We start from the raw sequence: 12,212 nt of genomic DNA on the forward strand, positions 1-12,212 counted from the left end.
TTGGTATCATTTTCAAGATGTTCATTAAATGATCCTTTTATAAGAGAAAATTCTTGCAACTTTCTTGAAAAGTGACTAAGATGAGTCTAGAAAAGCTGAAAGAAGGAGCACGAGTATGTATCAAGTAATTACCATGTTCGGGGACAATGAGCCTTGGTGGTTTTTTGAAGACTGGGAAGAAGATATTGAAGCAGAAGAAACATTCGAGTCTTTTGAAGAAGCACGACAAGCGTACGAAAAACAATGGATCGCGATCCATCAAAATTATGAATATATCAATGCGAAAAGAAACTTTCTCAGCGCCTTTTGGAATGACGGAGATGAGCGCTGGTGTGAAGAGTGTGACGATGATTTACAGCAATACAAGGGACTTGCGTTGTTGAAAAATCATCAGCCCATCACAGTAGAAAGCAGAAAGGAATTTTATGAAACAACTAATTCTAGCGGAAAAACCAAGCGTTGCGAAAGACCTAAGCAAGGTGCTTGGTGCTAATCAAAAGCACAAAAATTATTACGAAGGACCCAAGGTGATCGTTACTTGGGCCCTTGGTCATTTATTAGGATTGAAAATGCCGGAAGATCTGAATAAGGAATGGCAGAGCTGGCAAATGGACACGTTGCCGATGATCCCTAAAAAACTAGGAATCAAACCACTTCCTAAAACAGGATATCAATTAAAAGCAATCAAGCAGCTGGCTCAACGAAAAGATGTCTCAGAAGCAGTCATTGCGACAGATGCCGGAAGGGAAGGGGAACTTGTTGCTCGCTGGATCTTAGAGTATGTGCATTTCAATAAACCAGTGAAGCGGTTATGGATCTCTTCTCAAACAGATAAAGCAATCAAAACAGGATTCAAGCAACTAAGACCTGCAAAAGAATATGATGCATTGTATGAATCTGCTCTTGCCCGGGCAAAAGCGGACTGGTTGGTAGGATTGAATGTGACCAGAGCCTTAACTGTGAAGTACGCGGATAATTTATCAGCGGGCCGTGTGCAGACCCCGACACTAGCATTAGTGAGAGACCAAGAAAAGAAAATCGAACAGTTCCGTCCACAAACGTATTTCACGATCACGTTGCACGCTGGAAAAGAACAAGCCAAAATGGTTCAAAAAAATCAATTTGCTTTAAAAACACAAGAAGAAGCACAAAAACTTGTTCAATTGATCAGTACAAGCAAAGGAACTGTCACAGAAGTCCAAGAAAAATTAAAAACGGAATCTGCGCCGCTACCTTATGATTTAACAGAGATCCAAAGAGAAGCCAATCAACGCTATGGCTATTCTGCAAAGAAAACATTAAGTCTTGTACAAAGTTTATATGAGACCCATAAAATCGTTACTTATCCGCGTACAGACAGCAAATACCTGACAAACGACATGAAAAGTACGATGAACGAACGACTGCAAGCAGTCAGCGATTTTGCTCCTGAGGTCAAGCAGTATTTGAAAAACGGAGCCATCGTCCAACAGACAAAAGTATTCCAAGACAATAAAGTGACCGATCACCATGCGCTTTTGCCAACTGAAAACCGAGCACGTTATGAAAAACTAAGTAATGAAGAGCAAAAAATCTATCAAATGATCGTCTCTCGTTTCTTAGGCTTGTTTGCTCAACCACACAAAGTCAGTCAGACAAAAGTCACGGTTGAATTTGATAAAGAACAATTCATTTTCCGACAAAATCGTGTCATCCAAGCAGGGTGGAAAGGCGAAACTGAATCTGAAACGGAAACAGTCAAATGGGAAAAAGGAATGCGGATCAATCCTGATTTCACCATCAAAAAAGAATTATCTGCACCGCCTAAACCATTGACAGAAGCAAGCTTGCTTGGACAAATGGAAAAATACAGTCTGGGAACCCCGGCTACTCGTGCAGAGATCATTGAAAAATTGATCAAATCAGAGTTGATGGAACGTACCCCTCAAGGACTGCAAGTATCCCCTAAAGGTAAACAATTATTAGTATTAGTCAACCCATCTTTAGTGACACCGGATCTGACAGAAAGCTGGGAAAAAGACCTTGAAGCTATTGCTGCAGGAAAGAAACAAGCAGGAACCTTCTTGAATGGAATCGAAAAAGAAACAAAACGCTTGGTGAATGAAATCAAATCAAGCAAACAAGAATATCAAGATTTCTCGATTACCCAAAAGAAATGTCCAGAATGTGGGGCCAATCTGCGTGAGAAAAACACGCGAGACGGCAAAATTTATGTCTGCACCAATTCAGATTGCAACTACCGCAGAAGAAAAGATCCAAAAGTCTCCAACCATCGCTGCCCACAATGCCACCGGAAAATGGAAATCATCGAAGGCAAAAATGGTGCTTATTTCCGTTGTAAATACGACGGAACGACAGAAAAAATGCTTGATAAAAAAGAGCAGAAGAAGAAAATGACCAAACATGAAGAACGTCGTTTGCTGAAAAAATATGCACAGGCAGAAGAACCAGAAGAAAGCCCATTAGCAGCAGCACTAAAAGCGGCAATGAAGAAGTAAGAAGATGGAGGTTGTGACAGAAGTGGTCAGCTTCAAGAAATAAGAAGGAATTTACGAAAATTGCTTCTCAAATTTTTGTAACATTTCGGCTTATTTTTCGAAGAAGCTACTTCTGGAACACCATATATCAGAGGTTGTGAAAAAGCTGTTCTGCATCATCCTGCATCAAGTAATAAGAACAGCAAACAAAAATAGCTCCTCATATTTTGTCGTTTGTTGAGCTAATACCGAAGGTTAGTTGATTGAAAACCGTTTGTTCGGAAAAAGGGACTGCGACAAGATTTTTGTCACAGTCCCTCTTCATTTAAAAAAATGTTTACTTCATTTGACGTATATTATTGGTGAGGCTTCAATTCATTTGGCTTCACTTTTTCTGTTTCTCTAATAATATAAACAGGACGTTGCTTCGTTTCTAAGAAGATTTTTCCGATATATTTCCCGATGATTCCAAGACATAACAGTTGGATTCCGCCGATGAATAGGAAGATCGAGACCATGGAAGGCCATCCTGATGTAGGATCACCAAACAGCAATGCCCGCAAAATAATGAACAAGATCGCAATACCAGAACCGACACAAGACAAAGCGCCGATAAATGAAGCAATTGTCAATGGCGCATCGGAGAAGTTCACGATACCATCAATCGAGTAGTTGAACAATTTCCAGAAGGACCAAGATGTTTCACCAGCTACACGTTCGCGGTTTTCATAAGAAATATATTCTGTTTTGAATCCGACCCAACTGAATAAACCTTTTGAAAATCGGTTGTATTCTGTTAGTTCTAGGACAGCATCCACCATTTGTCGGGTCATCAAACGGAAATCACGAGCGCCATCGACCATTTCTGTATCGCTGATTTTATTAATCAACTGGTAGAATTTTTTCGCGAAGAAGCTGCGGATTGCAGGCTCACCTTCACGAGTCGAACGCCGGGTGCCGACACAATCGATATCAGAAGTAGTGATTCGTTCAATCATCTCAGGAAGCAGTTCAGGTGGATCTTGTAAGTCAACATCCATAACAGTCACTAAATCTCCTGTAGAAGCTTGTAATCCAGCGTATAGAGCCGCTTCTTTCCCGAAATTTCTGGAAAATGAGACAAAGCGGACATAAGGATAAGCTGCAGCTAGCTTCTTGATTGCTGCTAATGTACCGTCTTTTGATCCATCGTCAATAAATAAATATTCGAACTCATGGGGACCTTTGAATTTTTCAACCTCATCAAAAAAAAGAGGAACCGTTTTTTCTTCATTGAAACATGGGACAACAATTGATACTTTCATCGTTTCTTTCCTTTCAATCGTATGTTTATATATGGTTTACATTCAAAATTTAATAAACCTTAAATAACACCTTTTAAATTTGATTTTACGTAAAAGAACAGGTATTCTTTTGGTAAACTACCGTATTTAGTTTACCATGTTTCCTCGGTTTATCAAATTTTTAAGAACAATTTTTAGTAGTTGGCAAGTAGTTTCGGACAGAGAAAAAGGAGGAAGTTCCAGTCTGTTGACCAGGAGCAAACAAAATGAAAATACACACACCTATCGGCTTTTTATGGTTAGATGCAGATGAATCCGGGTTGACTGCTGTATCTTTTCAGCCAATTTCGGAAAGCAAATCAGCGAATCAGCAAATTTTAACGCGCACACAAGAACAGTTTGAAGAATATTTTACGGGAAAAAGAAAAGAATTTGAAATTCCTTTATCTATAAAGAGAGGTACGCCTTTTCAGCAAAATGTCTGGAAAGCTTTGTCGACCATTCCTTATGGAGAAATCCGAACATATAAAGAAGTAGCCGTTGCTGTCGCTAGTCCGAAAGCTGTGCGAGCGATTGGACAGGCAAATCGAACCAATCCATTACCAATCGTTATTCCTTGTCATCGAGTGATCGGGCAAAATGGAAAACTGACAGGATATATGGGAAACGCAACAGATGGAGTCGAAATCAAACGCCAATTGTTGCTATTAGAAGGGTATCTGCAAAATTAAAAAACAGTTGTGATTCGAACATTGTTCCATGCGAGAATCACAACTGTTTTTTCGTGTTTGTTCTAAAGTTTGATCAGCCAAATAAATAGTAAAGCCATTACTGTTTGGAGAAGCCCGACAGCCAATCCGTAAGATAAGAAACGTGTACCTTCTTTCATGAATTTTGCAAAGTCTAAACGCAGCCCAATTGCCGCTAAAGCAGTGATCTCAAACCAGCTACTGATAAAATGTGCCGATTGGTCAATAACTACAGGTAAAGAAAACAAGCTGTTGACCAAACAAAAGATCACAAACCCTAATACATACCAAGGAAGCGGTAATTTTCGTTTTTTCTGCGTATCAGTCGGTGTTTCAAACAGAGCTGGTTGTTTCTTGTGCATGAATTTTTCAAACAAATAGACAACAACAACAAGCATCATGATACGTAGAATCTTAAACAACATGGCAAATTCGACAACAGAACTGTCAAGCAAACTTGCACCAGCGACTACTTGACCCACAGATTGGAGTGTGCCACCTAAAAGTGCGCTTTTTTCAATGAGATTTCCTCCGAATAGCTGTAATCCAAGAAAAGGGAGGGTCAACATCATCATAGTACCTAGTAGATTGACCAGTGTGATGATCTGTCCTTTTTCTTCCTCTTTTGCATGGATGGAAGGGGCGATCGAAGCAATAGCAGAAGAACCACAAACAGCGTTTCCTCCAGCCATCATCAAAGAAGAAGTATCGCTGAATTGCAGTTTCTTACCAATCAAGTAAGCACCGATGATAGTGACTGACATCTGTAGTAACACAAAAACAATTCCTTTTACACCAATTTGAGCAATCGTTTGAGCGGTGACAGTTGCACCTAGTAAAAAAACAGAGAATTCCAATAGTTTGCTTTCAGCGAATTTTGTGCCGATTGCTAGAACAGGCTGTTTAAAAAAAGTATTTCCTAATAAAATACCCAATAAAATAGCAATAGTCGCTCCACCTAACTGTGGCAGATAAATAGCAAGAAGCCGGCTGACGGCAGCGATGGCAAAAGAAAGCAGTAATCCGGGCAAAATCTCGCGGACCGCTGAATCCTTTACAGATTTTATTGGATGTGACAATGATTTCATTTGATTGGTTCCTTTCGTCAATAAATACTAAAAGCATACTCGAACATAGTAGCACTAAACCAGTATTTTGACAAAAGAATAAGAGGTCGTGACAAAAGTCTTGTCACAACCTCTTGTTTCGAATAAACGGTGTTCCAAAGCCAGTTTCTCGGTATTAAGCCAAATTTATGCAAAAATGTGGAAAGCCATTTTCACAAAATTTTTCTTACTACTCGAAACTAGGCGGCTTTTTCACGACCTCTTGGTAAACGGTGTTCCAGAAGTAGCTTCTTCGGAAATAAGCCGAAATGTTACAAAAATTTGAGAAGCAATTTTCGTATATTCCTTCTTATTTCTAGAAGCTGACCACTTCTTTCACAACCAATCGAATCAATTATGAAGCGATTTTTTTAGAAACAAATTTTCCATGTTTGCTATGTTCTTTAGTTAAGAAACGTACGTAATGAGCAAGCACGTAGAAGACAACTACACTTGCAAACAGACATTCCGCAATTTTTAAGAAATCTAATACGCTACTATAAATACCTAAACTGTTGAAGTAATGAACAGTAGTAAATAGAGCTGTTGCAGAGATAACAAGTGGGAATGTAAAGGCTGCGTAGCTTGGATAAAAACGAAGCTTGAACAAGCGTGGCAGTATAGACAGCACGACGAAATACAATACTTGAGATAAAACGAACAACGCTACGACAAGATAAAAGTTAGGTTCTGCAAAGTTTTTCAGGTAACCTGTCAGGCAAAGAGAACCAGGTGCTGCAACGATCGTAATCAGCGGACGTGTTGGATGAGCCATATTTCTTACGAAAAAGACACGTTTGATGATGATTGGTAATAAGAACGCATAGCAGACCAATGAAATCCAAAAGAAGATTTTTCCAATAAGTGGGAAGAAGTTCCCAGCAGTTACAGTGATGACCCCAAACCCAACATAAATGATAAACCAGCTTGGATAAATTGCTTCAATAGAAAGATCAGCTTTGATGACATGGTGATAATTGAAATAAAAGACAAGTATCACTTGGAAAATAACTGCACACAACCAAATGAATTTGACAATCGGTGCAATACTTTCATATGAAACAAAATAAGTACAAATAACCATGAGTGACATCGTAAAAGTTGGTGAAACGGAGGCGATGATCGGATCATGCAACGTTTGTTTCGTATGCTCAAATAAGATAAACAATTTAACAAAAATGAATATCATAAGAATCATTGAGATACCGCCAGTTAGATTGCCTAAAGCAACATGGTGATAGTCTTTAAACAGATTTCCAAGGGAAGCTAACCCAAGAATCAACCCGCAGATCGGGATCGGAATAATTTTCAAAAAGTTCTTCATATATATTCTCCTTTTTATTTAATAGATTTTAGTACCAAGATGAACGAATACATTGTAAAATGAATAGGTCTGTATGATTACGAGCAAAGCAGACAGCTGATTATCTTGTCTGAGTTACTAGTTGGATCAGCAACTGTTTTGTTGTACATTTCTATTATAGATGGTTTTTTGTATATTTAAATCAAATAGTTTTTATAGTAATTATCATAAAAAGTTATGGAAGTGGTACCATGTTTAAGTTATTAACGACTTTTCGAGCAGTATATGAAACAAGAAATTTTTCTAGAGCAGCAGAAGTACTGTTTTTATCTCAGCCAGCCGTCTCGAATCAAATCAAACAATTAGAGCGGGAGTTGAATATTGATCTTTTTCAGCGTAATGGCAGAAAAGAGATGCTTCCAACTAAGCAAGCCGATTTATTATACGAGCGGACGCTGGTTTTATTAGAAGAATGGGAAGAGACCCAGCAAAAATTGCTCAATGAACAAAATGAAGAAGAAGTATGTCGGATCGTTGCTTCCCACACATTTGCTGTTTATCTTTTGCCTCAGTTGATGAAACATCTGATCAAAAGGTTTCCTAAAGTGCATTTTGAGATCGAGATCGCGAATTCACATGAATCATTAGGACAAGTAGCGAAACATGAATCCGATTTTGGTTTTATCGAAAAGCCATTAGAGACTTCCGGCGTACAAAGGTACTCCTTGATGGAAGACCAGCTAGTCATTGCTGGGGACCCAAAAAGTAAATTGTGGCTTGTAAGAGAAGCAAATTCTGGCGTTTTTCATTACACACAACGTTATTTTGAAGAAATGAACATCCAAGATAAGAAAATGATCGTGAAAAGCAATGATGTGATCGTTGCGTTGCTGAAGGAAGGAATCGGACGCTCGATTTTATCTGAGCGCTCTGTGCCAAAAGACGTACCAATGATTCCGTTGAATTTCCATCGGTATTTTTATTTCATTCAACGAACCAATCTGGTTTCTGATCAGCTGTTAGAGATTGCTGAAGAGATCCTTCGATACAATGAAAGCACAGAAACTTCTCACAGCGAGGAGAATCTCAGCTGATAGATAATTGCATGTATCAAAAAAAGTTCTGTGATACACTAAAGATAAGCAGTAGGCTTTTGCCTTCCGTTTGCTCAAGCAGCTGCACAAACGGAAAGTTAATTTTTCCCAAATGTCTGTGGAAAGACTTTCCATTATCTAACTGGACCGCTATAATAATCAGCAGTATGGTTTTTAAGAAAAGGGATGAAACATGGAAAAAAAATTAAAAGCTTCGAACGATAATCGTATTGATTATGGCGTGATTTTACCAGTCTTTCTGTTATGTTTGATTGGTCTGCTCTCATTATATGTAGCACTTAGCCATGATCCGAACAATCCAGCAGTCTTGAAAGGCGTAGGGATGCAAGTTGTCTGGTATTTAGTTGGGGCGGCAGCAATCGTTGTCATCATGCATTTGAATTCCAAATGGATCTGGAAACTGACTCCTTACCTTTATGGCTTGGGGTTAGTAGTAATGGGACTCTTACTGGAATTCTATGACAAGAATTTAGCCGATTCTACAGGTTCTAAAAACTGGTTCCGATTCGGTGCGTTCACCTTCCAGCCAGCAGAGCTAATGAAGATCGCGTACATCTTGATGATGGCGCTGATCGTGACCAAACATAATACGCAAGTAAAAGAACGGACGATGAAATCGGACTTTTGGCTGATTGGGAAGCTCTTGATCGTGACGATACCGGTATTAGCATTGATCATGGCTCAAGATGACTTTGGAACGATGCTCGTCTTCCTTGCGATCTTCGGCGGGATATTCTTGATGTCTGGAATCTCTTGGCGCATCATCGCCCCTGTAGTGATCTTAGCAGTAGTCGTTGGTGCAGGAACGATTTTCTTAGTGACGACTGAAGGCGGAAGAGACTTGCTTTATAAAGTGGGCTTCAAATCTTATCAATTTGCACGTATTGATTCATGGCTGGATCCTTTCCATGATACGTCTGGGATGAGTTACCAGCCGGCACAAGGACTTTTGGCAATCGGCACCGGTGGCTTGTTTGGTAAAGGATTCAATGTAAGCAATATTTATGTGCCTGTTCGTGAGTCCGATATGATTTTTACCGTTATCGGTGAAAACTTCGGCTTTATCGGTGGTGCATTCGTCATTTTCTTGTATTTTATTTTGATTTATCGTATGATTCGGGTGTGTTTCGATACGAACAATGAATTTTACGCCTATATCGCAAGCGGTTTGATCATGATGCTGCTGTTCCATGTCTTTGAGAACATTGGAGCAAATATCGGATTACTTCCTTTAACAGGGATCCCATTGCCTTTCATTAGCCAAGGAGGATCTTCGATTTTAGGGAACATGATCGGTGTCGGATTGATATTATCGATGAGATACCAAAATGAAGCACCTGCAAGATCTTCAAGGAGGTAAGAAAATTGTACACCTTTTACTGGTACCCGAAATGTTCAACATGCAAAAAAGCCAAAGCGTGGTTAGACCAGCATGGCGTTAGTTATCAAACTGTTGATATGATCAAAGAAGTACCGAAGGCCTCAACGATTGAGACTTGGCTAGAAACGAGTCAAGTACCGATCCGTCGCCTGTTCAACACAAGCGGGATGAAATATCGAGAACTTGGACTGAAAGATCAAGTAGGCGAGTTTACGGCTTCAAAAGCAAGCCAAGTCTTATCGACAGATGGCATGCTGATCAAGCGGCCGCTGATCGTGCAAGAGGACCAGCTTGTTGCAATTGGATTCAATGAAAAAATTTATGAAGGAGAACTGATATAAAATGGCAGGCAAACATTTGAAGAAAAAGGACAACCTTTGGATCTTATTTAATGGAAAAGAATACTGTGTTGGTTTGACAAATGAAGCGCAAGAAGAACTCGGAGACATCACGTTTGCCAATTTGCCAAAAGCAGGACAATCGCTAAAAAAAGATGAACCTCTGATCGAAGTCGAAGCGGAAAAAGCGGTCAATGAATTTGCTAGCCCGCTAACGGGTACAGTTTCTTCTGTGAATGATAAAATCGGTGAAGATATCAATATCTTGAATGATTCAGATGAAATGAATGCGTGGATCTTAAGTTTCAAAGATGTTGATCCAAAAGAATTTGACGAATTATAAAATCAGAAAATCACTTGAAAAAAGTTGACACTGATTCTTCCAGTTGCTATAATCATAAGCAATCCTATATGAAACGAGAAAGCTTTGAAAAGAAGAGTACATGTCACGGACGTTTGAAGAGAGCCCTGTTTGCTGAAAATGGGTAACGAAAATGAGATGGAAGATGGTCTTAGAGCAGAGTAAGCGAGCGTAAGCAAACTTACTACGGGAGTGCCCGTTACAGCGCGACAGTATACGGAAAGAAGCTAAGTCCAAGTACTGGAAGAGGCTGTTATTGCGAAGTAACGGTAAATCAAGGTGGTAACACGGAAGTTCAAGCTTTCGTCCTTTTGCTTAAGGCAAGAGGGCGAAGGCTTTTTTGTTTGAAAAATCATAAGAGAAAGATGTGAATGGCATGTCATTAATCCAACTAACGAATGTCAAAAAGACATTCAATGGGAAAAACGGAAACATCCAAGCCGTCAATGACGTTTCACTAAACGTTGAAAAAGGGGATATTTATGGAATCGTCGGCTATTCTGGGGCAGGAAAAAGTACATTAGTCCGTCTCCTGAATGGACTTGAGCTTCCCACGAGCGGCGAAGTGATCGTAAACGATCAAGATATCACAAAATTAAAAAACAAAGAATTACGTACATTCCGAAAGAAAATCGGTATGATCTTCCAGCATTTCAACCTGTTATGGTCAAGAACTGTACTTGAAAATATCCAGCTGCCGTTGGAATTAGCTGGTGTACCAAAGAGCAAACGCAAAGAACGAGCAGAAGAATTGTTGCGTTTAGTCGGGTTAGAAGGACGCGGACAAGCGTATCCTTCACAACTTTCCGGCGGACAGAAACAACGTGTCGGTATCGCACGAGCATTGGCAAATGATCCTGAGATCCTGCTTTGTGATGAGGCTACGAGTGCATTGGACCCGCAAACAACAGAAGAAGTATTAGACTTATTGTTAGCAATCAATAAGAAATTGAATTTGACCATCGTCTTGATCACACATGAAATGAATGTGATCCGCAAAATCTGCAACAAAGTCGCTGTGATGGAGTTGGGGAAAGTCGTAGAAGAAGGAGACGTGTTGACTGTCTTCAGACAACCGAAAAAAGAAGTAACCAAACGTTTTGTACAACAAGACATCGAACCAGAAGCTGATTCGACAGAACTATTAGCTGAACTCATCAAAGAAAATCCAAGCGGCCGTTTGGCAACTTTGACCTTTAGCGAAAGAAATGCCAACGAACCAGTTATTTCCCAAGCGATTCGACGCTATAACATTGATGTCAACGTCGTATACGGGAAAATCAAACAAGTAAAAGAAGGTTCCTTTGGTTCATTGACTGTCTTGATGACAGGTGAAACCAAAGAATTAGATCAAGCAGAAGTGTTCATTAAAGAACAAGGAGTAGGAATTGAGGTGATCCATCGTGGATAAAAGCTTTTCAGAAACATATCTAGATTTTAAACAAATCAATCCGGAAACGATGAATCAGGCTATCCTTGATACACTATATATGACATTGATCTCAATGGTCTTAGTGACGATCATCGGATTAGTCTTGGGATTGATCCTTTACTCTATTGGGCGCAAAAACAAACCGTATGCTCGAATCATTTACGGGATCGTATCGATCATCAGTAATATTTTCCGATCAACACCATTTATGATCCTGATGGTTTTGATCATTCCATTTACTAAAGCAATCGTAGGCACTATGCTAGGTGCGCAAGCAGCCATTCCAGCTCTTGTTTTATCCGCGGCACCATTTTATGCCCGTCTAGTAGAGATTGCTTTTCGTGAAGTCAGCCCTGGCGTACTGGAAGCAGCAGATGCAATGGGGGCAAGTTACTGGGAAATCATCTGGAAGGTCTTGATACCTGAAAGTATTCCCGCGTTGATTTCTGGATTAACAGTTACAACGATCTCGATGATCGGATTTACTGCAATGGCCGGCGCGATCGGCGCAGGTGGACTTGGTGGTCTTGCTTGGCAGGAAGGCTACCAACGTGGTAATCTGACAGTGACATTCGTTGCGACTTTAATTATTTTATTAATCGTATTTATCGTTCAAGGAATCGGTGATTTCTTAACTAAGAAAACAGACAAAAGATAATAGGATATA

Annotated in this window: 12 protein-coding genes and 1 other annotated feature; of the genes, 9 read left to right on the plus strand and 3 right to left on the minus strand. The window is 39.8% G+C overall.

Annotated features, from left to right (window positions below):
- Positions 1–115 precede the first annotated feature (115 nt).
- Positions 116–493: a DUF1033 family protein gene (locus AC1F25_RS00490; protein ID WP_002308231.1), complete on the plus strand. Its 378-nt coding sequence runs from the start codon at positions 116–118 to the stop codon at positions 491–493.
- Entirely contained in the window at positions 426–2,498 is a 2,073-nt protein-coding gene (locus tag AC1F25_RS00495; protein ID WP_002308233.1) for a DNA topoisomerase III, read from the plus strand. Before AC1F25_RS00490 ends, AC1F25_RS00495 begins: the two co-directional genes overlap by 68 nt.
- A gap of 335 nt (positions 2,499–2,833) precedes the next feature.
- Here AC1F25_RS00495 and AC1F25_RS00500 read toward each other — a convergent pair whose 3' ends face one another.
- On the minus strand, positions 2,834–3,781 hold the full coding sequence (locus tag AC1F25_RS00500) for a glycosyltransferase family 2 protein (RefSeq protein ID WP_002308234.1): 948 nt from the start codon (positions 3,779–3,781) through the stop codon (positions 2,834–2,836).
- 245 nt (positions 3,782–4,026) lie between these two features.
- Here AC1F25_RS00500 and AC1F25_RS00505 point away from each other — a divergent pair, with 245 nt between their 5' ends.
- Entirely contained in the window at positions 4,027–4,491 is a 465-nt protein-coding gene (locus tag AC1F25_RS00505) for a methylated-DNA--[protein]-cysteine S-methyltransferase (RefSeq protein ID WP_002308236.1), read from the plus strand.
- Positions 4,492–4,553: 62 nt separating this feature from the next.
- Here the strand turns inward: AC1F25_RS00505 and AC1F25_RS00510 are convergent, their stop codons facing one another.
- Together AC1F25_RS00510 and AC1F25_RS00515 are read right to left on the minus strand one after the other, a co-directional pair.
- Positions 4,554–5,597: a YeiH family protein gene (locus AC1F25_RS00510; protein WP_002316496.1), complete on the minus strand. Its 1,044-nt coding sequence runs from the start codon at positions 5,595–5,597 to the stop codon at positions 4,554–4,556.
- 373 nt (positions 5,598–5,970) lie between these two features.
- On the minus strand, positions 5,971–6,939 hold the full coding sequence (locus tag AC1F25_RS00515) for a TDT family transporter (RefSeq protein ID WP_002312068.1): 969 nt from the start codon (positions 6,937–6,939) through the stop codon (positions 5,971–5,973).
- A gap of 230 nt (positions 6,940–7,169) precedes the next feature.
- Here AC1F25_RS00515 and AC1F25_RS00520 point away from each other — a divergent pair, with 230 nt between their 5' ends.
- The 6 genes from AC1F25_RS00520 to AC1F25_RS00545 all read left to right on the plus strand — a co-directional run bounded on the left by AC1F25_RS00520 (position 7,170) and on the right by AC1F25_RS00545 (position 12,203).
- On the plus strand, positions 7,170–8,012 hold the full coding sequence (locus AC1F25_RS00520) for a LysR family transcriptional regulator (protein WP_104760380.1): 843 nt from the start codon (positions 7,170–7,172) through the stop codon (positions 8,010–8,012).
- A 193-nt stretch (positions 8,013–8,205) separates the two neighbouring features.
- Entirely contained in the window at positions 8,206–9,393 is a 1,188-nt protein-coding gene (locus tag AC1F25_RS00525; RefSeq protein WP_002308242.1) for an FtsW/RodA/SpoVE family cell cycle protein, read from the plus strand.
- A gap of 5 nt (positions 9,394–9,398) precedes the next feature.
- Complete coding sequence (locus AC1F25_RS00530; protein WP_002308244.1) at positions 9,399–9,755, plus strand: arsenate reductase family protein; 357 nt, start codon at positions 9,399–9,401, stop codon at positions 9,753–9,755.
- Between the two features lies 1 nt (position 9,756).
- Positions 9,757–10,095, plus strand: coding sequence for a glycine cleavage system H family protein (locus AC1F25_RS00535; protein WP_002291179.1), 339 nt, complete (start codon positions 9,757–9,759; stop codon positions 10,093–10,095).
- Positions 10,096–10,170: 75 nt separating this feature from the next.
- Positions 10,171–10,427, plus strand: a binding site (T-box leader).
- 62 nt (positions 10,428–10,489) lie between these two features.
- Entirely contained in the window at positions 10,490–11,524 is a 1,035-nt protein-coding gene (locus AC1F25_RS00540) for a methionine ABC transporter ATP-binding protein (RefSeq protein ID WP_002304234.1), read from the plus strand.
- Entirely contained in the window at positions 11,517–12,203 is a 687-nt protein-coding gene (locus AC1F25_RS00545; protein ID WP_002287674.1) for a methionine ABC transporter permease, read from the plus strand. Before AC1F25_RS00540 ends, AC1F25_RS00545 begins: the two co-directional genes overlap by 8 nt.
- Positions 12,204–12,212 lie beyond the last annotated feature (9 nt).

Source organism: Enterococcus sp. M-BR2 (assembly GCF_056612775.1).

Coding starts and splice junctions, on each gene's coding strand:
- AC1F25_RS00520 (WP_104760380.1), top strand. CDS start 7,170: ATGTTTAAGTTATTAACGACTTTTCGAGCAGTATATGAAACAAGAAAT.
- AC1F25_RS00535 (WP_002291179.1), top strand. CDS start 9,757: ATGGCAGGCAAACATTTGAAGAAAAAGGACAACCTTTGGATCTTATTT.
- AC1F25_RS00490 (WP_002308231.1), top strand. CDS start 116: ATGTATCAAGTAATTACCATGTTCGGGGACAATGAGCCTTGGTGGTTT.
- AC1F25_RS00500 (WP_002308234.1), bottom strand. CDS start 3,781: ATGAAAGTATCAATTGTTGTCCCATGTTTCAATGAAGAAAAAACGGTT.
- AC1F25_RS00540 (WP_002304234.1), top strand. CDS start 10,490: ATGTCATTAATCCAACTAACGAATGTCAAAAAGACATTCAATGGGAAA.
- AC1F25_RS00510 (WP_002316496.1), bottom strand. CDS start 5,597: ATGAAATCATTGTCACATCCAATAAAATCTGTAAAGGATTCAGCGGTC.
- AC1F25_RS00495 (WP_002308233.1), top strand. CDS start 426: ATGAAACAACTAATTCTAGCGGAAAAACCAAGCGTTGCGAAAGACCTA.
- AC1F25_RS00525 (WP_002308242.1), top strand. CDS start 8,206: ATGGAAAAAAAATTAAAAGCTTCGAACGATAATCGTATTGATTATGGC.
- AC1F25_RS00515 (WP_002312068.1), bottom strand. CDS start 6,939: ATGAAGAACTTTTTGAAAATTATTCCGATCCCGATCTGCGGGTTGATT.
- AC1F25_RS00505 (WP_002308236.1), top strand. CDS start 4,027: ATGAAAATACACACACCTATCGGCTTTTTATGGTTAGATGCAGATGAA.